Annotated in this window: 17 protein-coding genes; 10 read left to right on the forward strand and 7 right to left on the reverse strand. The window is 42.5% G+C overall.

All coding sequences use genetic code 11. The annotated features are described in order from the left end of the window. The first annotated feature begins 6 nt into the window (after positions 1 to 6). Both mgrA and ACOV1Q_RS09965 read left to right on the forward strand, forming a co-directional pair. Positions 7 to 1,023 (forward strand): L-glyceraldehyde 3-phosphate reductase, encoded by a 1,017-nt coding sequence (mgrA, locus tag ACOV1Q_RS09960; protein ID WP_424494229.1) that lies wholly within the window; start codon positions 7 to 9, stop codon positions 1,021 to 1,023. Further along, a complete protein-coding gene (locus ACOV1Q_RS09965; protein WP_424494230.1) occupies positions 998 to 2,386 on the forward strand; it encodes a sialate O-acetylesterase in 1,389 nt (462 codons plus the stop codon). The genes mgrA and ACOV1Q_RS09965 overlap by 26 nt, the downstream gene beginning before the upstream one ends. A 168-nt stretch (positions 2,387 to 2,554) precedes the next feature. On the opposite strand, the gene ACOV1Q_RS09970 is transcribed toward ACOV1Q_RS09965, so the two are convergent. From ACOV1Q_RS09970 to ACOV1Q_RS09995, 6 genes are all read right to left on the reverse strand, one after another. Then, positions 2,555 to 3,526, reverse strand: a complete 972-nt coding sequence (locus ACOV1Q_RS09970) for a type I phosphomannose isomerase catalytic subunit (RefSeq protein WP_424494231.1) — start codon at positions 3,524 to 3,526, stop codon at positions 2,555 to 2,557. 119 nt (positions 3,527 to 3,645) lie between these two features. Further along, on the reverse strand, positions 3,646 to 4,920 hold the full coding sequence (locus tag ACOV1Q_RS09975) for a glycoside hydrolase family 26 protein (protein ID WP_424494232.1): 1,275 nt from the start codon (positions 4,918 to 4,920) through the stop codon (positions 3,646 to 3,648). Next, entirely contained in the window at positions 4,917 to 6,110 is a 1,194-nt protein-coding gene (locus ACOV1Q_RS09980; protein ID WP_424494233.1) for an AGE family epimerase/isomerase, read from the reverse strand. The genes ACOV1Q_RS09975 and ACOV1Q_RS09980 overlap by 4 nt, the downstream gene beginning before the upstream one ends. Beyond that, positions 6,110 to 7,300: a glycoside hydrolase family 130 protein gene (locus tag ACOV1Q_RS09985; RefSeq protein ID WP_424494234.1), complete on the reverse strand. Its 1,191-nt coding sequence runs from the start codon at positions 7,298 to 7,300 to the stop codon at positions 6,110 to 6,112. The genes ACOV1Q_RS09980 and ACOV1Q_RS09985 overlap by 1 nt, the downstream gene beginning before the upstream one ends. A 12-nt stretch (positions 7,301 to 7,312) precedes the next feature. Next, positions 7,313 to 9,148 carry a sodium:solute symporter family protein gene (locus tag ACOV1Q_RS09990; protein ID WP_424494235.1) on the reverse strand — a complete coding sequence of 612 codons (1,836 nt, stop codon included), beginning with the start codon at positions 9,146 to 9,148 and terminating at the stop codon, positions 7,313 to 7,315. Positions 9,149 to 9,164: 16 nt separating this feature from the next. Continuing rightward, a complete protein-coding gene (locus tag ACOV1Q_RS09995; RefSeq protein WP_424494236.1) occupies positions 9,165 to 10,292 on the reverse strand; it encodes a glycoside hydrolase family 26 protein in 1,128 nt (375 codons plus the stop codon). A gap of 206 nt (positions 10,293 to 10,498) precedes the next feature. On the opposite strand from ACOV1Q_RS09995, the gene ACOV1Q_RS10000 reads away from it, so the two are divergent. The 7 genes from ACOV1Q_RS10000 to ACOV1Q_RS10030 all read left to right on the forward strand — a co-directional run bounded on the left by ACOV1Q_RS10000 (position 10,499) and on the right by ACOV1Q_RS10030 (position 22,408). Further along, positions 10,499 to 11,371, forward strand: coding sequence for an AraC family transcriptional regulator (locus ACOV1Q_RS10000; protein ID WP_424494237.1), 873 nt, complete (start codon positions 10,499 to 10,501; stop codon positions 11,369 to 11,371). Positions 11,372 to 11,391: 20 nt separating this feature from the next. Continuing rightward, positions 11,392 to 12,444 (forward strand): glycoside hydrolase family 5 protein, encoded by a 1,053-nt coding sequence (locus ACOV1Q_RS10005; protein WP_424494238.1) that lies wholly within the window; start codon positions 11,392 to 11,394, stop codon positions 12,442 to 12,444. A 282-nt stretch (positions 12,445 to 12,726) separates the two neighbouring features. Then, a complete protein-coding gene (locus ACOV1Q_RS10010) occupies positions 12,727 to 15,834 on the forward strand; it encodes a SusC/RagA family TonB-linked outer membrane protein (RefSeq protein WP_424494239.1) in 3,108 nt (1,035 codons plus the stop codon). Between the two features lie 10 nt (positions 15,835 to 15,844). Continuing rightward, positions 15,845 to 17,377 carry a RagB/SusD family nutrient uptake outer membrane protein gene (locus ACOV1Q_RS10015; protein WP_424494240.1) on the forward strand — a complete coding sequence of 511 codons (1,533 nt, stop codon included), beginning with the start codon at positions 15,845 to 15,847 and terminating at the stop codon, positions 17,375 to 17,377. A 30-nt stretch (positions 17,378 to 17,407) separates the two neighbouring features. Further along, positions 17,408 to 18,478, forward strand: coding sequence for a hypothetical protein (locus tag ACOV1Q_RS10020; protein WP_424494241.1), 1,071 nt, complete (start codon positions 17,408 to 17,410; stop codon positions 18,476 to 18,478). A gap of 130 nt (positions 18,479 to 18,608) precedes the next feature. Continuing rightward, on the forward strand, positions 18,609 to 21,095 hold the full coding sequence (locus ACOV1Q_RS10025; RefSeq protein WP_424494242.1) for a glycan-binding surface protein: 2,487 nt from the start codon (positions 18,609 to 18,611) through the stop codon (positions 21,093 to 21,095). A 107-nt stretch (positions 21,096 to 21,202) separates the two neighbouring features. Beyond that, entirely contained in the window at positions 21,203 to 22,408 is a 1,206-nt protein-coding gene (locus tag ACOV1Q_RS10030; protein ID WP_424494243.1) for a glycoside hydrolase family 27 protein, read from the forward strand. A 146-nt stretch (positions 22,409 to 22,554) separates the two neighbouring features. On the opposite strand, the gene ACOV1Q_RS10035 is transcribed toward ACOV1Q_RS10030, so the two are convergent. After that, positions 22,555 to 23,916, reverse strand: a complete 1,362-nt coding sequence (locus tag ACOV1Q_RS10035) for an AGE family epimerase/isomerase (protein WP_424494244.1) — start codon at positions 23,914 to 23,916, stop codon at positions 22,555 to 22,557. 147 nt (positions 23,917 to 24,063) lie between these two features. Here ACOV1Q_RS10035 and ACOV1Q_RS10040 point away from each other — a divergent pair, with 147 nt between their 5' ends. After that, positions 24,064 to 26,538, forward strand: coding sequence for a glycoside hydrolase family 9 protein (locus ACOV1Q_RS10040; protein WP_424494245.1), 2,475 nt, complete (start codon positions 24,064 to 24,066; stop codon positions 26,536 to 26,538). Positions 26,539 to 26,548 lie beyond the last annotated feature (10 nt).

The following is a 26,548-nucleotide window of genomic DNA, read 5'->3' on the forward strand; positions in this document are numbered from 1 at the left end:
AAAATTATGACACCTTATTCAGCTTCAGAAGACAGATATGATAAAATGAAATACCGCCGTTGCGGAAAAAGCGGCATTCTCCTGCCAATGATCTCCCTGGGCCTCTGGCATAACTTCGGAGATGTAGATGACTTTGACAACAGCCGAAAAATTTTAAGAACTGCTTTCGACAACGGAATTACCCATTTTGACCTTGCCAATAATTACGGGCCACCATACGGTTCAGCAGAAAAGAACTTCGGAAAGATCTTTAAAGAGGATTTCAAGCAGTACCGCGACGAACTCATTATTTCCACCAAAGCGGGTTGGGACATGTGGCCAGGCCCTTATGGAAATTTTGGTTCCAGGAAATACCTTATCGCCAGCCTCGATCAATCGCTTCAAAGAATGGGACTGGATTATGTCGATATTTTTTACCATCACCGTCCCGATCCCGAAACCCCTTTAGAAGAAACCATGCTCGCACTAGATCAAATTGTGCGGCAGGGAAAAGCGCTTTATGTGGGAATCTCCCAATATTCCGCAGATGAAACAGATAGAGCGGCAGAAATTCTGAAGGAATTAAAGACGCCTTTCCTTATTCACCAGCCGCGCTACAACATGCTGGACAGGTGGGTTGAAAATGGCCTTTTAGATACACTGGGAAGAGAAGGTGTAGGAAGTATTGTTTTCTCTCCACTCGAACAGGGAATTCTTACTTCAAAATACCTTGGTGGCATTCCCGAAGATTCAAGAGCCGCTATTGAAGGAGGTTACCTCGACAGAGAAAAGATCACCCCGGAATTAATAATTAAGGTCAAAAAACTGAATGAGCTAGCCGAATCGAGAGGCCAAAGTCTTGCGCAAATGGCGATTTCATGGCTGCTTAAAGACGAACGCGTAACTTCTGTCCTGGTAGGGGTAAGCAAAGTATCCCAACTTAAGGACAACATTTCAAGTCTCCAAAACCTCGAGTTCACCTCTAAGGAGCTCGAGCAGATAGAGCATATTCTAAAAAATGGAAAAAATCAAAGCAATATTTAATGTCCTGCTTGGTCTAATGATAAGCACTACTTCCTTTGCCAACGTGAGTCTGCCCGAGATATTTTCAGATAACATGGTTTTGCAGCGCAATGCCGAAGTGAAAATTTGGGGATGGGCCAAACCTGGCGAAGAAGTAAGTATTCGCACTACCTGGAGCGAGGAAGTTTACAAGACAACACCTAACAACAAAGCCTATTGGGAATTGATTTTATCCACTCCCGATGTGCGTGGTGCCCAGGAGGTAACTATTGAAGGCTATAATCAAATAGTACTCAAAAATGTGCTTTTAGGAGAGGTTTGGCTGGTCTCGGGCCAATCTAATATGGAATGGAGCGCAGATGCTGGAATCACAAATGCGGAAGAAGCCATCGCAGGTGCAGAGAATCCAGAAATAAGGTTCTTTAGTGTCGTTCATCGTACCGCTAAAGATCCTCAGCAGGATTTGGAAGGCAGCTGGATACAGAGTACGCCGCAAAGTATGCGTTATTTTAGCGCAGTGGCTTATTTCTTCGGAAAAAAGCTGCATGAGGAACTGGATGTACCTGTAGGACTCATCAACTCCAGCTGGGGAGGAACGCCAGCCGAAGTCTGGATATCTTCAGAAACAATTAGTCTGAATGAACGTCTTTCTGAAGCTGCTTCCCTCCTGCCCGAGGTGGAATATGGCCCCAATAGCCCGGGAAGTATTTACAATGCGATGATTGCGCCGCTCATACCATTTCAAGTTGCGGGAATTCTTTGGTACCAGGGAGAATCAAACACCGGCAACGCCGATTATTATGAGGAAATGTTTTCCAGTCTCATTCAAAGCTGGCGTGCAAAATGGCAGGCAGAAATGCCATTTTACTATGCCCAGATCGCGCCTTACGACTATGGTGACAACTATGCCGGTGTAAAAGTACGCGATGCACAGCGGCGGGTTCTGGCCCTTCCAAAAACGGGCATGATCATGACCAGCGATATTGGAAATGTAAAAGATATTCACCCTCGCAATAAATTGGATGTCGGAATCAGGTTTGCTAATCTCGCTCTTAGTGAAGTTTACAACAAAGAAACCGGTGACGCCTATGCACCACTTTTTGATCATGCTGAAGCCGATGGTTCTATCGTAAAAATTCATTTTTCAAATGCGGAAGGTCTTTACTTTGATAAGAAGGACGTTGCCTCACAATTTGAAGTTGCAGGAGAAAACGGTAATTTTCACAGGGCCGATGTGAAGATCGAAAGCGACGCCGTGCTCCTGAGCTCACCTGAAGTGGAAGCGCCCGAATACGTACGTTTCTCCTGGGGAAATATGAGCACTTCAAACCTATTTAATTCCTCTGGATTGCCGGCTTCAAGTTTTTTGGAAGAAGTGGAATAAGCGCAATAGAAAAAGGCTGTTTGAGAAGTCGATGCACGTAAACCTGAACTTGTTTCAGGTTCTTAGAAATCTGGAGAACCAGATTATAAGATTCTGAAATAAGTTCAAAATAACGAGTTTAGAAAATCTTCTTAGACAGCCTCTTTTTTTTCAATAATAACTGAGAATCTACTGGATAAAAACTTCAAGTAATTCGGCATTTTTGGATGAAATGCTTACTTCTTTAATTTTAGCCGGAACCAAAACTGTTTGACCCTGCGCTATTACTTCAGAATTTCCGTTAACCGCGATTTCTGCCTGTCCGCTCACGCACATATAGATCACGAACGAGTCCAATTCAGTATAATCTTTCTCTATTCGCCCCTCCACCGGAAGGAAATTGGTGGTAAAATATTCGCAGCTCGCAATATTAGAGGATTCGTTTTTAACTGAGGTGTAATCTAATTTAAAATCATCTTTTTTCTCAAAATCTATGGCGTCAATTGCCAGCGCAGTATGTAATTCGCGCGAATTTCCTTCTGCATCTATCCTGTCCCAGTCGTAGATTCGATAAGTGATATCTGAGGTCTGCTGAATTTCAGCAAGAAGAACTCCGGCGCCAATGGCGTGTACTTTCCCGGTATTGATAAAGAAAGCATCTCCTTTTTCCACTTTTTCGAAGTTAAGCACTTCGGTGATCTTTCCTTCTTCCAGCTGTTTTATATAATCCTGCTTGCTAAGCGACTCCTTAAAACCTACATTGATTTCAGCACCTTTATCGGCCTGCATGATGTACCACATTTCAGTTTTTCCAAAGGAATTGTGGCGCTGTTTTGCCAGCTCATCGTTTGGGTGAAGCTGAACAGAAAGTTCGGTCTTCGCATCTATGAACTTAATCAACAAGGGAAACTCTGCACCAAACTGCTGGTAAATCTTATTTCCGAGGAGATCTTCTTTATATTCAACTAGAAGGTGGTTTAAAGATTTTCCTTTCAAAACCCCATTTTCAACAGTCGAAACTGCTTCATTTACTCCTGAAATTTCCCAGCTTTCTCCTACATTATTTTGATCGGTTTCTTTATGAAGAACTTCTTTGAGTTTATTCCCCCCCCAGATCTTTTCCTTAAGAATAGGGGTAAATTTTAATGGATAATCGAGCATTTTAAATGAATTTGGTTGGATACCAAAAGTAAACAATATTTTCCTGTTTATTTCTCCTCTTTCAGTTCAGAAGATATCATTGATTTCTTCATATTTACAATTATTAATGATTCGTACTATTAATTCGGAAGGGTATAAAAATCCTGCATATCTTCCAGCAACAGCGGCTCCTCCATTTCTATGAACTTCAGGAAATCGTCTTCGCCATCTGCACCAGGCGCCGGAACAGTGTATTCATCTGCTGAATTTTGCCAGAACATCATAAAGCCAATTTCCACCTCATCTCCCGTTAAAACTTCATAAAGTTTTTCTGAAAAGAAATTCGATGGAAGTGGATTTTGTGCACCTGCAAAAAATCCAGTTTCAGTAAGCGCCGCAATCTTTACCTTTTCTTCAGCAAGGTTTGATACTATTTTCAGCTTTTCGTTTGCAATAGGAATACGCGCACCATCTTGTGCCCTAAGGTCGCCGTAATTATCCATTCCCAGGATATCTACATATTCATCGCCGGGATAGCGTTGCAAGTAGAGGCTTTCCGAAGAATAAGAATTATCGGGCGCATAGGCGTAAAGAATATTATGTACATTCATTTCATCTCGTAGATACTCCACTGTAAACCTCCAGACGGTTTTGAAGTCCTGTGGCGTGGTATACGCAGCGCCCCACCAGAACCAGTCGCCGTCAAACTCGTGAAAAGGTCTGAAAATTACGGGCGCAAGACTACCGTCACCTCCTTTGATGCTCTTCACCACTTCAGCTACTTTTTGCAGCTTTTCCTTATAAAATTCGTGATTTGCGCCACTTGGAAGTATACTTTTAAAGGCATTGGCTTTCTGAAATTCGGTCATTTCAGAAGCGTAAAATGAGTCTCCTTCGTAGGGTTCCCGCAGGTGCCAGGTAAAATGGTTGATCATTCCCTTGCTATAGGCTTCAATTGCGTCTGCAATGATGTTCTGCTCCTGCTGATAGAACCAGTTGTTCGCCTGCCCGTTGTTTTGATCATCTGTAATAAACATAAAGTCAAGCCCAATCAAACCAGGATCACTTCCCGTGGTTTTCTTAATATCACTTTCGCCACCATTGCCATTATAAAAAGCGCGGAAAGCGTCCTGCTGCCCTACTACAAAATGAGATTCAGAAATGGTTTTTAGATGATAAAATAAAGCCACGGTTTCATCTGTAGCTGCAGGATCAACCATAAAAGTTCTGGTGTTTTCGGGCTTCAGTACGAATCCTTCTTCCTCCTCACCTCCGTCGTCATCTCCATCATCGTCACCGTCATCATCGGGATTTTCTATAAGATCTGTCGGTTCTTCAGGCTCTGTAGGTTCATCTTTGCTACAGGCAATAAGTAATGTGCCGACAAAGAAAAATAAGAGTGGTAACTTTTTCATGAGTTTGATTGTATTAGTTGAATGCAGCCTCTTGAATTATGATAAGGGCATTTCCACAATCCCAGTTTATCCTCTTCCTTATATGGCTGGTTATTTTCATCTACACGGAAAAACCATTCCCCGTTTTCTGAATCAATTATATGTTGTTTTGTATACTCCCAGATGTCAAAAATGGCATTTTGAAAACTCTTTTCTCCGGAAATCCTGAAAGCGTATTCCAGCCCCACCATGGCTTCTATTTGCGGCCACCAGTGCCTGTCTGTATCTATTTCGCCGGAATCTAAATCTTTCTCATTTAAAACCCCTTTTCCTTCAACATAAGCCTCTTTTAGAAAGGTTTCTGCCACTTTTACGGCAACTTCTTCAGCTTTTTGCAGCAAATCATCATTTTCTGAAGCCCGGGCAGCTTCAATCATAAGCCAAACAGCTTCAATGTCGTGCCCGTAGGAAACCACATTTCCTTCCCGACTCCATTCTTTATCAAAAAAGAGCTGAAAATGATCATTTTTAGGATCGTAAAATTTCTTCAGAAATAAATCTGTTAGGTTATCTAAAGCTTCCTTCACTTTCGCGTTTTTGGATATCCTGTAGAGCGTGGTGTAGGCTTCCAGCACATGCAAATGCGTATTCATGGTCTTTGCAGAATTGCGGTCTTTCTCACTTAGCCGCATATCTTCAATAGGCGACCAATCTTCCTGAAATGCTTCAAAATACCCGTTAAATTCGCGGTCACGTGCATGTTCTTCAATCAACTTGAACAACGAAAGTGCCCATTCCCGGGACTTTTCTTCTCCTGAAAAAAAATAATATTCAGAAAGAGCATAAATGGCGAAAGCCTGTGCATAGATTTGCTTTCTCTTATTAACCGGATTTCCTTCTGCATCAAGTTCCCAATAAACGCCACCAAAATTTTTATCCTGAAAACGGCTTTTTAGGTTCTCGTATCCGCGATCTGCATAAGCCCTTAAATTTTCGTCATTTTTGAAATTCCCCGCTGCAGAAAAACTCCACAAAATGCGGGTATTCAGGATGATTCCTTTATTCGCGTCTGGAATTAATTTGTTATAATGATCCCGCTGACCTACAAATCCGCCTTTTTCTTCATCCAGGCTGTTTTCCTTCCAGTATCTTAGGATGTTATCCAGTTCAGAAGCAAGTTCAGATTTTAATTTTTCAGCGGAATTCAGCATTAATCCAGGTTTTTATTATGATCTACAAGTTTGATGATATTTTGTACAGAATCTGCGGAAGTCATTTTGTCTTCAGAAGTGTTCTTTACGTAATCCAAAAGCCTTTCTACGGTGGAAACTGCTACATGGCTCCTGGTATCTGAAGAGGCATAGTAGATATACACTTTCCCGTCATCATCTGTGATCCAGCCGTTTCCGAAAAGCACGTTTGGCACATCTCCCACTGTCTCTTTGTAATTTGGTGCCATGAAATATCCCGCCGGCTGATGAATTACTTTTGAAATATCATTAAGATCGGTCATGAAGAGATAGAGCGTATAACGCAGTCCGCCGGCAGTGTTTCTCACGCCGTGCGCGAGGTGCAACCAGCCTTCATTTGTTTTAATTGGAGCTGGCCCCAAACCGTTTTTCATTTCATAGATGGTATGATAGGCTTTATGGTTGATGATCTTTTCATCTTCCAAAACAGGATTTGTAATATCCTTTACATACCCGAGACCGATACCACCACCTTTACCGACTTCAATGAAACCATCCTGCGGACGCGTATACAACGCATATTTCCCATTCACAAATTCAGGATGCATCACCACGTTTCGTTGCTGCCCCGAAGTTGAAATAAGATCTGGCAGGCGTTCCCATTTTACAAGGTCTTTGGTACGGGCGATTCCTGCATTGGCAATCGCAGCAGTCGTGTCGGGGTTTGATTTATCTTTCCTTTCGGTACAAAAAACGCCGTAGATCCAGCCATCTTCATGTTTGGTGAGGCGCATATCATACACATTCGTATCAGGCTCCTCCAGCTGTGGCATCACCACGGGCTTGTCCCAGAACCTGAAGTTATCAATCCCGTTTGGGCTTTCGGCCATTGCAAAAAAGGATTTACGATCGTTCCCTTCAACACGCACCGCGAGCACATATTTGCCATTGAATTTAATTGCGCCGGGGTTAAAAGTGGCATTTACGCCTATCCTTTCCAGTCCCAGCGGATTCGTCTCTGCATTAAAATCATATCTCCAGTGCAAGGGAGCATGAGCGGCTGTTACCACAGGGTTCTGGTAGCGCTCATAAATGCCGTTCGAAGGCAGTACGGGACCGTTTTTAAGCTGAAGAAAATCTTTATGTTCTTTCATCAGACTTTCATATTGAGGGATCATCTTCATTTCACCTCCTTTTTTAGTTATACTCATAGGGCGTATACTTTATTTAACAGTAATATCTTGTTCTTTTTTAATGTGGTCCCACCAGTTTTTCTTCAGAATAACTACGCAAATCAGAAGTACGACCAGGGAAATTATAAATGGAATGTTCTTGTGTAAAATGAGGTAAAGCGGAATGAGCACCAGCAAGGTCTGGGCCACAATCCCAATAAAAACATTGAACATATCTCTTGAAAAATTCTTATTCTTTATGAATTCGGGGTCGCTTTCTTGTACCTTATTGTGAATTGGTTTCCAGAATCCCCAAGGGCGTGTTTTTCTATAAAAATCTACCAGTACTTTTTCATTTGTTGGAGGGGCTGTGTAAGTTCCAATAATACTTCCGGCTATGGAAATCAACAAAATTGCCGGAAAGTAATAAAGGTCAAGCGTATCTGTTAATAAAGGAAAGATCATTGCGGGAATAATTCCTGAAACCATCCCCCAGAAATAACCTTCCCCGTTAAAACGCCACCAGTACCATTTAAGGGTGTTGGATACCACATAACTTCCGTAGAGTGCTGAAACGATCCACTGCAGGATAGAGTTCACATCCAGCACAAAAAATCCAAGAATTATACTTATTAGAACCACGACAATCCCACTCCCATAATTCATTTTTCGCACTTCCCGCGAACTTGCTTCGGGTTTGTATTTAAGGTAAATATCATTCACGAGGTACGCCTGCGCAGCGTTCAGAGTTCCTGCAAAAGTGGACATAAAAGCCGCTAAAAGTCCGGCCAAAAGCAAACCTAAGAGTCCAACAGGAACAAATTGTTCAATTGCTGCAGGAAGGATCTTCTCAAGATCAAGGATTCCCGCGGTTTCCAAATTTAGATCGTCATAAAACAAGATCGCTAACGTAGAGAAACCTCCAACCATAAGGTATCTCGTGGGAATAAGGGCCGCAATGGAGAAAGCACTCATTTTCGCCGCTTCCAAAGGAGATTTTGTGGAAAGGATCTTCTGCATATCATAATTTGGAGCAGGACCGGCCACACTTGATAGGAAACCCTTGAAGACCATGAGCATAAAAAATAATCCGAAAAGCGAATATTGGTCGGAAGCAATTTTGGCATTCACTTCACCAATAATACCTGTCCAATCCAGATTTAATTCCCATCCAAACAGTGGATTAAACCAACCTTCAGGCACGTTCATGGTATTTTCTCCCAATGCCATCCAGGCAATCACTGCAATGGCAATAGAAGAAACGGTCATGATACTGTACTGCAAAAGATCTGTCCATACAATACCGGACATCCCGCCGAGAATAGAGTAAAAAATGGCAAAAAAAGTAAAGATTATTCCGTAGAAATGCGGAATAAATTCTGCAGGAACATTAAAAGGTACATAAGCCGATACTATTTTCCACGGAATGAAAATTTCTACAAATTTTCCCAAACCAATAAAGCCATAGGCGAGAAACCCAAGACAGCTTAATATAGCAAAAATCACGATAATGCTGTGCGACCTGTTACCGCCCTGGCCTTTCCCAAACCTGAAGTGAATCCATTCTGCACCAGTAGTAACCTGCGATCGCCGCAACCAGGCCGCAAGGAATATCATAAGGAACACCTGGTTGAATACTGGCCACAACCACGGTATCCAGATACTTTTGAGTCCGTAGACAAAAGTGAGCGTCACCAGCCACATTGTTCCCGAAATATCAAACATTCCGGAAGCGTTTGAAAGCCCCAGCATATACCACGGTAAATCCTTACCACCTAAAAGATAATCATCCTTACTCTTCTGCGCCTTTTTTCGCAAGGCCAGCCCAATGAGGATGGTACCAATGAGGTAACCTAGTATAATCGCAATGTCCAGTCCTTGTAACATAGAGGGGATATTTTATTTAGTTGGCAATTTCTTTTACTTCATCAAGAAAGAGCATTTCTTCAAGGGTCGCAAATTCCTTAAAATCTTCTTCGGAAATTTCTCCTTTATAGGTGGAAAAATAATGTGAAGGCCGATCGTTTCTCCACAAAAGCACCCAGGAAATACCTGAATCCTTTATTCCCGGATAAAGCGTTTGCGTCCACCAGTGCTCGTCCTCTCCAAAATTGTTATTTCCGCTTTCGGTAAGCGCATAAGGTTTGCCGTTGATCGCAGCCTTTTTCTGAAGAATTTGCAGGTTTTCTTTAACGCTCCTGGTAAAAGCTTCATTCCCGCTATGGTTATAAATGTCAACCCCCAGAATATCCACGTAATCATCTCCTGGATAAAAGGTGTCAAAATCCTGCTCATCGCGCAAAGTATTGGGAGAATATGCATATAACAAACTATGTACATTATTTCTTTCAAGAAGCTCTTTGGTTTCACGCCACAACTGCTTGTAATTTTCTGTAGAAACGTTCTCTCCTCCCCACCAGAACCAGGAACCGTTCATTTCATGAAAAGGCCGAAATACTATTGGGGTAATATTCCCCTTTTTATCTTTTAAAGAGTTTAAAAATTCACTCAATCCTTGAATCCACAATTCATATTTCTCACGCTCTGCACCACCTTTTAAAATTGCAGGAACAGCCTTGGTAGTATCCCAGGAACCACCATTGGAAACAGGATTGTTCATATGCCAGCTTATGGTAATAATTGCGCCTCGATTGTACATTTTCTGCATATGGTCTTTCATAAGTGCAAATGAGACGGTATCCAGGTTGGCCGCGTTCCCTAATTCTATATGACCTATATCAAAACCATGAACCGCAGGAAATTTCCCCGCAACATCTTTTATATCGCTTCTCAAATTTGCAGGATCATCAGCATGCTCCCAGTTTACCCCGTATGCTGTCGCATCCTGGTGCCCGAAAGCAATTCCTTTTTTTGCTATTTCCTGAAGTCGGTGATACAATAATTTGGCTTGATCTGTTGCATTGTCATCGGCCAGTTCAATCTTTTCTAAATCGATTTCGCTTCTTGTTCTACAAGAGGTTGCACTACAAAAAATGGCAAACAGAAGAACAATTTTGACAATATATTTCATCTGAAATGCAGAATTAAAGTTATTTGTTGACAAAAAGTTTTAGTCGTTGCTAAAACTTACATTATATTTAAACCTGAAAAATTTGTTAAATAAATTATTGGCAGGCGATAAATTAATTATTCCAAAAATAAGCCGCATCCATTTATTGAAATAATATGATTTTGTCATTTAATGATAAGATTTTTTCCGGCTGAACAGATCAAAAGATGAATGAACATATCCATAGAGAAATCACCCCTTTAGCCCCCGAAGACAGCTTCCTGGTTTTTGACCGGATCAAAGACGATTTCGATTTTCCCATCCACTTCCATCCTGAATATGAATTAAATTTCATCATTAACGGCAAGGGAGTGAGAAGAATTATGGGCGACAGCCTGGAGGAAATAGGCGAGATCGAACTGGTTCTCGTGGGACCTAACCTGCAACATGGCTGGGAGCTGCATAACTGCAAAAGCAAAAACATTCATGAAATTACCATTCAGTTTCACAATGACCTTTTTGACACTAAACTTCTTTCCCGGCGCATCATGAAGCCTATTAAAGACATGTTTGAGCGATCTGCTCACGGCATTCTTTTTTCAGAAAAGATAGCTGAAGAAATAAAACCAAAACTTCTCAAACTTTCCAGGATTGACAGCATAGATTATTTTCTGGAACTTATCTGCATTTTACAGGATCTCGCCACTTCCAGGAACCAGCGCATGCTTTCCTCCTACACTTCTAATAATAAGAATTTTGAGAACAGTGAAAAGATCAAGGTGATCTATGAATATATCCAGGCCAACTATCAAAACAAGATCTCGCTGGCAGATATTTCAAAGCTGGTAAATATGAGTCCGGTGTCGTTTAACCGATTTATAAAAAAACGTACCGGCAAAACTTTTATTGAGTATGTCAATGACACGAGAATTGGATATGCCGCTCAATGGCTGATAGAAAAAGATCTAAGTATTGCCGAAGTGGCTTTTAAAAGCGGCTTTAATAATATCGCCAATTTTAATCGTGTCTTTAAAAAGAGTAAAAATTGCACCCCAAGCCAATACCGCGAAGAATTCAGCGGAATTAAACGTATCCTTTAACAACCTTAATTTAACTCATAATGCTATCTTTAAAAAAACCTTTCATAATCCTATTTTTGACTATCCTGCTGCAGGCTTGTGCGACTAATAATCCCGGTGTTGATGCCGGGGATGATCATATCTCGGAAATACCAGATGAACCAAAAGATGACACCGGCGACGAGTCTGGAGAGGAAACAACTCCTGTTGCCCGTTACGGCCAGTTGCAAATAGAAGGAGGCACTCTTGTAGACCAGCAGGGTGATCCGGTTCAGTTAAAAGGTATGTCATTATTCTGGAGCCAGTGGCAGCCTCAATTCTACAACGAAACGACTGTGAAGAACCTTGTAGATTTCTGGAAGATTGATATAATTAGAGCCGCAATGGCCGTAGAACACGAAGGATATCTTCAAAATCCCGAAGAAGAAATGAGAAAAGTTCAGCGGGTGATCGACGCAGCTATTGAAGAGGAAATTTATGTGATCGTGGACTGGCATGATCATCATGCAGAAGATCATCTGGAAGAATCGAAAAAATTCTTTTCTGAAATTGCCGAAAAATATGGTAATCATCCAAACCTTATCTATGAGCCATACAATGAGCCCTTAAACGTATCCTGGACCGATGTTTTAAAACCGTACCATGAAGCAATACTTTCAGAAATAAGGAAATTCGATCCCGATAATGTAGTGGTACTGGGAACGCCGGAATGGTCACAAAGGGTAGATTTAGCCGCACAGGATCCTGTCAATGATTCAAACGTCGCTTATACCCTGCACTTTTATGCCGGTACACATAAGGAAGATCTCCGCAATAAAGCCCTTACCGCCATGCAAAAAGGTTTAGCAATTTTTGTTACCGAGTACGGCACCGTTAATGCAGACGGCGATGGCGCGGTAGCAGTGGAATCTATGAAAGATTGGTACAAATTCATGGATAAACATAATCTTTCCTGGTGCAACTGGTCTATTGCTGATAAAGATGAATCATCGGCAGCGGTTTTACCCGGTACTACCCCAAAAGGGCTAAGGGAAGAAAATAATATTTCTTCTTCCGGGTCTTTGGTACGTTCAGAGTTATTGCAAAGAGAATAAAAGACATCATCTAAATGAGATTTTAAGCAGAAAGGATTGCTTGTTTGTAAGTCGTAAAGATCTTCACCTCTTTGTGTAACAAGCCCGTTATTAACATATCAGGAAAAAATATTATTAATAAATGATAAAATAATATTAACAACAGCATTACAGCTACTATAAATTTGAAGCATGTAAAATTTTGGGGTCTCATGACACAGGTCATATATTGATTTCGCTATTTTACATTTTTTACAGTTCATTTTTTTAAAACCAATTAACCATACATTCCTTATGTACAAAATGATTAAAAGCGAAAACGTTTTCTATCGCTATGGCAAGATTTTTCTGATCCTGCTCATGTGTACGGCCGCACAGGTCATACATGCCCAGGAAGAAGTTACCGGCACGGTGACTGATTCAAACGGAGTACCTCTTCTAGGGGTAAATGTGATAGAAAGAAACACGACCAATGGTACCACGACCGACTTTGATGGAAACTTTAGTATAACGGTAGGCGAAGAAGGCATTCTTGTCTTTAGCTATGTGGGATTTGTAACCCAGGAAGTTCCCGTACAGGGCAAACAGGAGCTAAGCATCGTTCTCAATGAAGACGCTGCAGCTTTGGAAGAAGTTGTTGTAATAGGTTACGGCGCACAGTTGGAAGAAAACATTACAGGTTCTGTCTCCAGGATCAATTCTGAAGAACTGGAGAATGTTCCACAGGTAAGTGTTGACCAGTTAATGCAGGGACGTGCTGCCGGGGTTGCCGTTACTAAGAACTCAGGACAGCCGGGAGCTGCGGTTTCTGTTAGAATCCGCGGGGTAAATTCTATTACTGGTAGCAGCGAACCATTGTACATTATTGATGGTATTCCAACCTCGGGAGAAGCTGGTGCCGAAGGATTAAGTCCTTTAGCTGCGCTTAACCCAAACGATATTGAATCCATCAATATCTTAAAAGATGCTTCTGCAACGGCTATTTATGGTTCCAGAGGTTCTAACGGGGTTGTGTTGATCACCACCAAGAAAGGAAAAATTGGTCAAAGCAAACTCACTTACAACTCGTATGTCGCGATTCAAAGACCTACAAACAAGATGGACGTGATGAACCTGCAGGAGTATGCGCTTCACCAAAATAACATTGCAGAGATATATGCTCTTGATCCTCAAATGGAGTTCCTTAACCCAAGCCTCTTAGGAGAAGGGACTGACTGGCAGGCAGAGGTTTTTGACGATGCACTTCAGCAAAACCATCAGCTGTCTTTTTCAGGAGCAAAAGAAGGTCTTAACTACTACCTTTCTACTTCATACACAGATCAGGAAGGAACAGTAATAGGTTCAGGATTTGACCGTATGACGGTTAGGGCGAATATTAATGCTGATGTTAAAGACTGGATCAAAACAGGGATCAACATCTCTGCGAGTAGAACCAATGATCAAATCACACTGAATAATGCCAGTAACGGGATCATTTCTCTGTCGCTACTCAATAACCCTGCAACAGCCGTCTACAATCCAGATGGTTCTTTTGCCGGTCCTGTAACGCCAGATGAAATTGCTTACGGAACAAGAAACCCTATTGCTGAGGCTTTGAGCATTCAGAATACCGTTGAAAGAAACAGGGTGTTTGGTAATATGTTTGTGGAATTGGATCTTCCGGCGAACTTCAGCTTTAGAACTGAAGTGGGTGGTGATTTAGGGAACAATCTTAGAGACAGATTCCAACCTACCTATTCTTATGGAGAAATAGAAAGTGGGCAAAACAGCTTAAATGTAACCAGGGAAAACAGTACCTTCTGGATCCTTAAAAACCTCCTTACCTACAACAATTCTTTTGCTGACAGACATGATCTTACGGTTCTTCTGGGACAGGAAGTACAGGAATCTGAATGGGAAGGAGTGACCGCAGTAGACGGGCAGTTTGTAACCAACAGATTGCCGGTATTGGGACAGGGAAATGCAAATGACCTTGCAGACCAGTATATTGGAAGCTCTGCTTTAGAATCTTACTTTGGAAGGGCTATTTACTCTTTAGACAATAAATACAACCTTACCTTATCCCTTAGGGCAGATGGTTCTTCAAAATTTGCAGCAGGTAAGAAATGGGGATATTTCCCATCGGTTTCTGCTTCATGGAGAATTTCCAACGAAACATTCATGGAAGACTTTGATGCCCTTCAGAATATTAAGATCTACGGTGGATACGGAGAAGTGGGTAACCAGAACATCCCTAACTTCGCCTATGGAGTTCGTCTTAACCCGATCAATACTGGGCTTGGAACCGGTTTTGAATATACAAATTACGAGCGACCTCAACTTACCTGGGAGTCTTCAACCCAAACAAACCTGGGAGTTGATTTCTCTATGTTCAACAACCGTTTGAACACTACCGTTGAATTTTATAATAAAGTATCAAAAGATTTCCTTTTCCAATATGCAGTAACCGATTTCATTACGGGTGGTGCATCTCCTGGAGCTATTGCAGCACCATGGATCAATCTTGGGGAAATGGTAAACCGCGGGATAGATGTGGCTTTGTCATACAATACAATTGGACAGTCTGATTTTGGCTACTCCTCTACCCTTACTTTTTCTCACTATCAGAATGAAGTTACTGAATTACAGGGTGACCTTTCTATCAACCAGGCACTTTATATAAGTGATTCTAACATGAACGTAACTCTTACACAAGTAGGAGAACCTGTGGGAATGTTCTACGGATACAAAGTAGAAGGGCTTTTTAGAACTTTGGAAGATCTTGAAAATGCACCAATCCAATTTGGAAGACCTGTTGGAGATGAGCTTTTTGGAACCACATGGTTAGGAGATATTAAATATGCCGATGTAAATGGTGACGGAGTGGTAAACAGTGATGACAGAACCGTAATTGGAAATCCGCATCCCGATTTTACGTTTGGTTTCCAGAACAACTTCACCTATAAGAATTTCGATCTTGGAGTTTTCCTTCAGGGATCCTACGGAAATGACATCTTTAACGGTGTAAAACGTACACTTACTGCAGGAAGCAGCTACTATGTAAATCAGGATCCTATTGTTCTTGACTACTGGTCTGTAACCAATCCTGACGGACAACAGCCAAGACTGGTGCGAGGTAGTGAATCGAATCCAAATATCATAATGTCAGACAGATACATAGAAGATGGATCTTATCTTAGGATCCAGAACGTGACCCTTGGGTACACCCTTGGATCAGACCTGGCGGAATCTATTGGGATTGGACGATTGAAGGTCTACGGAAGTATTCAAAACCTGTACACTTTCACGAATTATTATGGATATGATCCCGAGGTGGGAACATACAACCAAAATACACTTTTAATGGGTGTTGACAATGGGCGCTATCCTTCGCCAAGAACCTACACCTTAGGACTTAATGTAGAATTATAAATTTGATATGATGAAGAAATTAATGAAACTGAACAAAGTACCGTTACTATCTGTACTTCTCAGCGTGCTGCTTTTCCCTGCCTGTAGCGAAGATTTTCTGGACAGGCCGCCGGAAGATACTTACAACGTAGAAGATTTTTACCAGACAGATGCCGAAGTAGCAGCTGCTGCCAACCATCTTTATTCAAGACCCTGGTTTGCTTTTGTAAGCAATGTATCATGGGGTATTGGGGAACTGGCCTCAGGAAACGCTCGTACCTGGGATGCACGTAACTCCGAGTTCCAGACCTATGCCATTACGGGAGAGCATGGAACCTTAACCCAGGCATGGGAAAGTCTTTATGCTGTAATTGCCCAGTCAAACTCTGTGATCAATACACTACCTGAAAAGGTAGGTCCAGGTGTTTCTGAAGACGTTATAAATAACTCTTTGGGAGAAGCGAGAATGATTAGAGCGACCGCTTACTTCTACCTGGTACGCATCTTTGGATCTGTGCCTCTTATTGCAGATAATACAGAATATGTACTCGAACCAGTTGTACCACGTAACCGCGTAGAGGATATTTACACGTTCATTCAGCGTGACCTGGAATATGCGGTAGAAAACGTGTATGACAGAACTGCCACTTCAAATTACCAGGCAGGAAGAGTTTCCAGCAACTCAGCAAAAGCAATGCTTGCGAAGATTCATCTTTACCAGGAAAACTGGTCAGAGGCTTATACGCTGTCAAATGAAGTGATCAATTCAGGAGCTTTCGGTCTTGTTGATGAATACAACGACCTGTTCCTTGTTGAAAATGAAAACAATATGGAATCTGTATTTGCCCTTCAATGGACAGATTCAGGAGTCTATTCCGAAGGAAATGCGCTTCAGTCTTTCTTTGGTTCTTCAGGGATTTCAGGATTTGCTGACGGATGGTCGGCACTAGGACCCTCAATTTCTCTTCAGGAAGCATACGAAGAAGATGATGAAAGATATTACGGAACTATCATGGCACCGGGAGCAGTTTATCCTAGCATTAATGGTGGATATACCGTTCCTGAAAATATCAACTTTCAGGGAACCAATGTCGGGATCAAAAAATACGTAGTTGGAAATGTAGGAGGTGGAATGCAAAGCTATCCTAACAACACCTACATCATGCGTTTTGCAGAAGTGCTTTTAATTAAAGCTGAAGCTGCCATTAGAGGTGGTGGATCCGTAGAAGAAGGCCTGCAGGCACTTAATAAAGTTCGTGAAAGAGCAGGACTTGAGCCGCTTGACACTTACACCTGGGACGATGTTTTCCAGGAAAGAAGAATTGAACTTGCTTTGGAAGGAGAATTCTGGTATGACGTAGTAAGACAGGGACCCGATTTTGCGATCCCTTTCCTCGCAGCTCAGGAAAAAGGTACTTACGATAATAGCACTACTCCTGCAACCGTAGCTTCGGAAATGTTCACTCCAACCGTTGATGATTTGCTGTTCCCTTACCCGAGTAATGAAACGCAAAACAATCCCGCACTGCTGGAAGATCCGGTTCCTTACGATTTTGGAGAATAAAACTGACTAACTAAGATTAAATTCAAAAACATGAAATTTAGTAACACAAGAAAATTTCCGTTCATAATACTTCTTTTGGCGGCATTCACTTTCACTTCCTGTGAAAGCGATTTTGATGTCGATGAGATCGAGGGCGGAAATGAACCACCTGTCATTACCAGCGTTAGTGAAGTACAGGAAGATACACCTGTGACCCAGGGAGTACTCGAAAACACTTATATTATTAGAGGTGAAAATTTTTCAACCCTTACAGAAATTTATATCAACGGGACAAGAGCGGGTTTTAATCCTGCTCTAACTACAGATAATCTTACATTTTTCACCATTCCAAGCGATGCACCTTACGTTGGACAGGAAAATAAATTAAGGCTGATCAACCTTTCAGGAGAAACTTCATACGATTTCTCACTTTTGACTATTGAGGAATTCACAGAAGCAACTTCTGACGAAGGCATCAAAACAGTGACTCTTATTGGAGGTGATTTTACCGAAACATCTACAGTCACCTTTGTTTCCGGCACAGAAGAAGCAGGAAACCTGGTAGAAAGAGATGCAGAAATTCTTTCTGTAACCGAAACTGAAGTGACCGTCGCAGTACCCGATGGTGTGGAACAGGCTTACATCTACCTCGAAACTGCACGGGGAGCCGTTGCACAGTCAGATTCTTATGGATTTAGTTACTCCATCTACATTGACGCTCTAAACTCTGAGTGGGAAATGAGCCAGTGGGGAGGAACTTACGATCTTTTCAATGAAGACCCTGCTTTAGGCCAGTATTCTATAGAAAGTGTGCGCGAAGGATGGTCTGGATTGACATTTTTACCAAATGAAACCATTGGTTATAACACCTATGGTGATCTTACTGTATCATTATATGGAACTGTGGAAGGACAGCTAGTGAATATCGCGTTTAATGATTTCAACAGCTCTGTTCAGGTAGAATTAATTCCGGGGCAATGGACCAAATATGTGATCCCGTTGTCTGACTGGTATCCAACCGGTGGTGCTCCCGCAACCATCAGCAGGATCGACTTCCAGGAAGCGACCAATACAGGCGCTGCGCAGTACATCTTTTATGTAGATGACTTCGGATTCCTTTAGGCCAAACTGAAATAAATCAAAAGCAATTAAAGTGACAACACCTGAAAAATCCAGCAAAATACCTTTCAAAAATGGCATTTTTGAAGGGTTTTTCAGATGTCACTTTCCAATTGACCAAAAATACAACCAGATGAAAAAAAATAACATCTTTTACTTGTTAATGCTCCTGGTATTAACGGGTTTATCCTCCTGTGATAAGGACGATGAAATTTACCCGCAGCTTGGGGATGATCCACGTAACCTTACAGAGGTTATAGAATCAACACCCGAACTTAGTACACTTTCCGGGGCAATGATGCAGGTAGATCTGGACTCTGTCCTGAGAAATACTACAACTTACACTGTTTTTGCACCAAATAATGCAGCATTTGAAGGAGTCGACATGTCTGCATATTCAGAAACCGAACTTGAAAACCTTTTGCTTAACCACGTGATAAGCACCACTACTGCAGATTTTACATCCAGTCTCGCAACCGGTTATGTACCCACTATGGCTACAGGACCTGACGGGGAGTTTCTTGATGCCTTCATCAATAATTCAGGAACTGTAATGGTGAATGGTACGGCTTCTTTCGTACAGGGTTCTTTTGACATTGGTACAACTAATGGGGTTCTGCATGTTGTAGACAACGTTTTGATGCCACCAACCGTTGCAGATCAGGCTCAGGCCAACCCAAATTATTCTATGCTTGCTGAAGCCATTGAGCTTGCCGGACTTGAAGATGCTCTTTCAGTTACAGATGCTGAAAATGAAAGTTACCCGCTTACTTTGTTCGCACCTAACAATGCCGCTTTTGAAGCTTTAATGATGCAACTTAATGGTGCTTTTGGCTGGGAATCCCTGGCTGATGTTCCGGTGGAAACCCTTCAGCAAATTTTAATGTACCACGTGTTAACTGGAGAAAACGCACTTGCTGCAACAGTTCCGGGATCAGAATTTACTTCTATGGAGGGAACTACCTTTTCTGTAGATGACAATTCTGTAATTTCTGATGCTAGTTATGACACGGCCAACATAGTACTTACAGATGTACAGGCTGTAAACGGAATCGTTCACGGGATTGACAAAGTATTACTTCCTGAAACCGTATTCCAGCAGGTATTAAGTGCTACTCTTGATATTGCCTCACGTGCAGAAGACAAAGGTTACACTTCCTTCCTTGCAGCTGCTGAAAAAACAGGTTTAACAAGCATGCTTCAGGAAGACGAGCTAACAGCCTTCATCCCTAACAATGAAGCATTTACTGCTCTTTTCGCGGTAATTGAAAACTTCGGAAGCCTTGATGATTTTGATACACCTGAAGAAATAGAGCTTCTAAAAGGGCTTTTACAGTACCACTTACATGCTGGTGTGATAATGTCAAGTCAGCTTACGGATGGTCAAAGTGTATCAACTTTACACGAAGATGGCTTTACTGTAGATCTTTCCGGAGATAATCCACGTTTAAGACCCACTTATGAAGATGCCATTCCTTCGGGAATTGTAATGACAAATATTGGTGCAACCAACGGAGTTATTCATGAAATCAACCGCGTACTGGTACCGGCTGATATGGCAAATACACTGGGCTTTCCTTCCAATGAAGGAGGAGTTTGTCCTGTGAGCGATGAAAGCCTGGTTTTCTTTAACTGGGATGACAAAGGTGTTTACTGGGGCAATGTGCAGCCTGAAAATGACGCCGCACTAAGCCAGGATGGTAGCAGTTATGGTAGAGCCAACTTCCAGACAGGAGGTACAGGATGGGTAGACCTCTTCTGGAGAAATGGTGGTACTCTAAACGGAGGCGAAATTGTTGGAAGCAACCTAGAAGGTTACTCTTTAAAATTTGATATCAACACTGTAGAACCAATCAGCGAAGGAATGTTCAGAATAAGATTCCGCGATGCAGATGGCGTAGATGCTTTCTACAACTGGCAACCATGGAATGAAACCGGTGAACCATTTGAAACAGATGGATGGGAAACTGTTGAAATTCCACTTTCTGTACTTGGAGTTCCAGATTTCAGCCTGGTAGATGCCGAGTTCGGAATGGCTTTCGAAGGAGCAGATGTATTCTTAAACTTTGCAGTAGATAATGTTCGTTTTGACACGCCCGGTTGTGGCGGTCCAGATCCTGTTGCAGATACCGATGCTGTTTTCTTCGATTGGGATAATAAAGGTAAATACTGGGGAGCTGTTGAGCCAGAAAATGATGCCGCTATTTCTCTTGACGGAAGCAGTTATGGAAGGATCAATCAACAAACAGGAACAGACGCGTGGTTTGACCTGTTCTGGAGAAATGATGACACTTTCCACGGAGCAGATATGGTTGGTTCCAATCTTGATGATTATGTCCTGAAATTTGACATAGCTACTTTTGAGCCAATCAACGACGGAATGTTCAGAATACGGTTTAATGCAACTACCGGTGTAGATGCTTTTTATAACTGGGCACCATGGGCAGATACTGGTGAAGAATTTTCAACAGACGGAGATTGGGTAACTGTAACCATTCCTTTGTCTGTAATTGGTCAGCCAGATTACAGCCTGGTAGATGCAGAATTCGGGATGGCCTTTGAAGGTGGCGATGTCCTGCTCAACTTTGCAATAGACAATGTACGCTTCGAACAGAAGTAAAAAAGTTTAATGAACCTCTTTTTTAAATATTCCCTGTCCGGCTTGATCTGGACAGGGATTATTTTTTAACACTCATCTTTCTTCGGAAAGAGAAAAAGCAAAACAACATGAAAAACACCATTTTACTCCTCCTCTGCTTTGTAATGAGCCTTGGTGGGTATGCACAAAAATTTGATGGTTTGGCAGACACGCCACCAATGGGCTGGAATACCTGGAATACTTTTGCCTGTGACATTAACGGAGAACTTATTCGAGAAACAGCCGATGCCATGGTGGCAAGCGGCATGAAAGAAGCAGGTTATGAATACGTGATCATCGATGACTGCTGGCATGGAGAACGCGATAAAAAGGGTTTTATTCAGGTAGATCGTGAGCGCTTTCCTTCGGGGATGAAAGCCCTTGCAGATTATGTACATTCAAAAGGACTTAAGCTTGGAATATATTCTGACGCGGGAACAAAAACCTGCGCAGGCGAGCCGGGAAGCCGCGGTCATGAATACCAGGATGCGATCACCTATGCCGAATGGGGAATCGATTACCTTAAATATGACTGGTGCAGCACAGGAACGCAAAATGCTCCTGCCTCCTACAGCACCATGAGAGATGCACTCTATGAGGCCGGAAGGCCGGTTCTTTTCGCCATTTGCGAATGGGGAGACAACCAGCCCTGGGAGTGGGCGCAAGACGTGGGGCACATGTGGAGAACTACGGGCGACATTTACAACTGCTGGGATTGTGAAGAAGATCATGGTGACTGGTCTTCCTGGGGCGTGCTCAGGATTCTCGATATGCAGGACGGACTTAGAAAATATGCCGGTCCCGGCCACTGGAACGATCCAGATATGATGGAAGTAGGCAATGGAATGAGCCAAAGCGAAGACCGCGCTCATTTCACCATGTGGAGCATGCTGGCAGCTCCTCTTATCGCCGGAAATGACATTCGCAACATGACTCCTGAAACCATAGAGATCCTAACCCATGAAAAAATGATTGCAATTAATCAGGATCCGCTTGGTGTGCAGGCATGGAAATATGAGGAAAACGACGGACTCGAAACCTGGTTTAAACCTCTGGAAAATGGAGACTGGGCAGTGACTTTTTTAAATCGTGCCGATGAAGCCCGAAAGGTGAACTTCAACTGGAAAGAGAAAGTTGTTGAAGATCCGGATTTTGATTATTCGGTTGATTTTTCTGAAACTACTTATACGGTTGAAGATATCTGGAATGATAAAAAGCTAAAGAACACCAATAAAGCCTTGAAAGCCGAAGTTGCGCCGCACGACGTGCTTACGCTGCGACTCAGCAGGATATAATTCCAAACTTATTAATTACTAAGGTTCCAAAAATGACATTTTTGGAACCTTTTCTATTTCAGAACGAATCATACCTCTGAAAAAAAAGTTTCTAAAGAATGCCATTTTTGGATATCCGGAAATAAATTGTTTTCAGAAGAATACTCCTAAACCTCATTTTTCCGTCGTTCCAGTTCCTTCAGGATATTTTCAAGCGCCCTGAAATTGTGATAAGCAGCTTTCCAGATATGCCCCTTTAAGTTATTTTTTGCTTCAGGAGTTTCATCCAGCGCCCATTCGTACCAGCCGCCGTTCTCACTGTCTATAAGGTATGTTTGCGTGTAATCCCAAAGTCGGTCAAAATAATAGCGATAATTCATTTCATCTTCAGGAAAGTACCGGTCCATAATTAGGAGTGTGTTAAGCCCTTCGGCCTGCGCCCACCAGTTCTTCTTGCTGTTCAGAATATCAATTTCCTTGTTCCCGGGAAAATAATATCCGCCGTCATAAAAGCCACCGGTTTCTTCATCCCATCCGTTTTGAAGCGAGTGGTCCACCATTTTCTTTCCAATTTCAAGTGTGGTACTGTCATTTTCCAGCTCCAGCGCATGAGAAGCTTCCAGCACGAGATATGCCGTCTCCACATCATGACCAAAGGAAACATGGTCCAGGTAATAATGCTTTTCCACCTCTTCGCGTGACTTGTTTTTAAAGCTCACAGGCGTCCAGTCGGGTTTAAAAAAGAGGTTCATATAGCCTTTTTCGGTAGTGATAGTATCTCGCACCAGCATCAGCATTTCCTCCAGTCGCTCGCGTAACAAATCATTTGGCCATACTTGATACAGCGTGGTAAAAGCCTCCAGAAGATGGATAGAGCTGTTTTGGTCTTTATAACCAACATCAGATGTTGACGGCCACTCTTTCGTTCTTTCTAAAACATTTCCTTGTACATCCATAATGTTGAAATAGCCTCTGTATTCAGGGTCGTGAGCATGCTCTTCTAGCCAGCGAAAAGTTTTTTGCGCAAGTTCCAGTGCCTCCTCATCTCCCGAAGCCCCGTAATATTCGGCCAAACCATAAATAGCAAAGGCATTGCCATAAGCCGTTTTTTCACCGCCTTTCTGCAGGATTGGTTCTCCCTGTTTGGTAACAAGATTATAAAATCCGCCGTTGGTTTCATCCCACATGTGCTGCTGAAGAAATTGAAAGCCATGTTCTGCATTTTCAAGGTACATTTCCTTTTCAGGATAAAGTTGGGAAGCCAGTGCATTGGTCCACAGGTGACGTGCCTGGGTCACGATCATTTTTTCGTGATTTTCCCCTAACTGGAAATCATGCGTCACCTCACTGTAATAACCTCCATCTTCATTGTCTATCACCAATGGATACCATTTATCCAGAAGCTGCTCTTTGGCCGCGGTTTGGATTTCTATGATCAATTTTTCATCTTCAGAAATATCAGGATCTTTTCCGCTGCCACAGGAAGACAAAATAAGGATCGAAAAAAGGCAAAAAATGGATGCTTTCATAGAGGTGGTTTTTCTTTAGGAGAATAAAGATAAAAACTTAACCGAATCCCCGACACCATTGAAAAAATACTACTTGAAATCGACAAAAAAGTACTATTTCAAAAAGCAGGTTTAAGGTAGTTTTAAAGCTCCAAAAAGAGCATTTTTATGAGCAAATATTTTCTACTCTTCATTGTCTTTTGCAGTACTGCCACTTTCGCGCAGGATTCTTTAGAAGTTTTCAAAATAAACAATCAGGAATATCTTGAACGACGTGGCGCAAATGTGATGCTGGCGCACGATTTTTATCCAGAAAGTCACCAGGGCGGCGTGGGAATTATCCAGAATGGCATTCGGGTCGCTACCAATGGTGATCTACGGCTGGAACCTGCTCCCGGGCAGTGGCAACCCGTTCCAAAAGTCGGAAAAAGACAGGTTAACCGTGAGACGCAGGAAATAAGCGTACAAATGAGCTACCCAGATCCTGCGAAGAACAGGACTGGCTTTAATCCCATCCTCTACCCCGATCTTGAAATGTCTTATACTCTGAAAGTCGTTCCGCAGGGAAAATCTTTCAGAATTATTGTAGACCTTGAGGAACCACTTCCTGAAGAATGGGTAGGAAAAGTGGGAATGAACATTGAATTTTTTCCCGGAATTCTCTTCGGAAAATCATATTACATGGACGATTCCTTCGGAATTTTCAACCTGCAGGCCAACGGCCCCGGCTTTTTTAACGAAGATGAAGAGTACCGTCTGGAACCAATGGCCACGGGTAGTGAACTGGTCATTGCCCCTGAAGACAAAAAACAAACCCTGAAAATAGAAAACCTTGGAAACAATGAATTGCAACTTCTGGACGGTCGCGCCATTCACAGCAACGGCTGGTTCATCGTTCGCTCCCTGGTGCCGGCCGGCACCACGAAAAATGCCATAGAATGGCTGGTTACGCCAAATGTCATAGAAGATTACATGTATGATCCTGTTGTACAGGTTTCGCAAGTGGGATATCATCCTGCCCAGCAAAAGATCGCGGTTATAGAAACCGATAAAAACGACAATGATTTACAACCGGCAAAGCTTTTCAGGATAAATAAAGACGGCGGAAAACAGGAAATCCTGAACCAGTCTCCGGAGGAATGGGGACAGTTTTTAAGATACAAATATTATCAACTTGATTTCACGCAGGTGCAGGAGCCGGGAATGTACCAGGTACAGTATGAAGATTTTACCACTCGACCTTTCCACATAGCCGAAGATGTCTTCAAAAGGGACGTTTGGCAGCCTACTTTGGAATATTTTCTCCCGGTGCAAATGTGTCATATGCTGGTGAATGACCGTTACAAGATCTGGCACGGCCGCTGTCATTTGGATGATGCCCGAATGGCACCAACGGACCTAAACCACTTCGACGGATATTTGCAGGGACCGGAAACTTTAACCACATATGCGCCCGGGGAACACGTACCGGGATTGAACCAGGGAGCATGGCATGACGCCGGGGATTATGATATCAGGATCGAATCACAGGCCGCAACTATTCAGGGATTATCCCACATTTATGAACTTTTTGAGGTAGAATACGACAACACCAGCATAGACCAGAAAACAAAAACGGTGGACATCCTCCAGCCCGACGGGAAAGCCGACGTTTTACAGCAAATTGAGCACGGGGCTTTATCTATTGTGGGCGGATATAAATCCCTAGGAAGGTTTTACAGGGGAATCATTGTTCCGACCTTAGATCAGTATATACTTCTGGGCGATCCTGTAAATCATTCTGACGGAGTTCCTTTTTCTGAAACTGCAAATGAAAATATACTTATGGGACAGCCCGGTGCCCCTGATGATCGATGGGTTTTCACCGAAGAAAATGTTTCCAGAGAGCTAAATGCCGCTGCCGGACTTGCTGCCACTGCACGTGCTCTAAAAGATTTTAATCCGGGGCTGGCTGCGGACAGCCGGAAAATTGCTGAAGAAATCTGGAATATTTCAGAAGCTGAAAATCCTTTGCAAAAAGTAAATCTTGCAGTAGAATTACTGCAAACCACAAAGGAGAAGAAATATGCAGACTTTCTAACTCAAAACAGAAAGTTAATTGCAGAAAATATAAATCAGACTGGCTGGCTTGTGGGAAGAGTTTTTCCACTTATAAAAGACAACAGGTTCAAAAAAGAGATTCGCGCTGCGGTCAAAGATTATTATCAGGAGATCCGGCAACAGGGCACAAAGACTCCTTACGGGGTTCCGTATGAACCCGATATTTGGGGTGCAGGCTGGGGTATTCAGAATTTTGGTGTGAAACAGTATTTCCTGCACACCGCTTATCCCGATATTTTTCCGAAGGAATACATGCTGCACGCAATGAATTTCATATTGGGAGTACACCCGGGAGTGAACACCTCCTCATTTGCTTCGGGAGTTGGCTCGAGATCCCTTACCCAGGCTTATGGAATGAACCGCGGCGACTTTTCTTTCACTCCGGGAGGAATTGGTTCTGGAACTGCACTGATACGTCCAGATTTTCCGGAGTTACTGGAATGGCCGTTCCTTTGGCAGCAAACAGAATATGTACTTGGAGGCGGCACTACCGATTATCTTTTCCTTATTTTAGCGGCAGACCAATTGCTGAACCAAAAATAGAATAACCTTC

The sequence above is a fragment of the Salinimicrobium maris genome, from assembly GCF_049680855.1.
Lineage (GTDB): Bacteria > Bacteroidota > Bacteroidia > Flavobacteriales > Flavobacteriaceae > Salinimicrobium.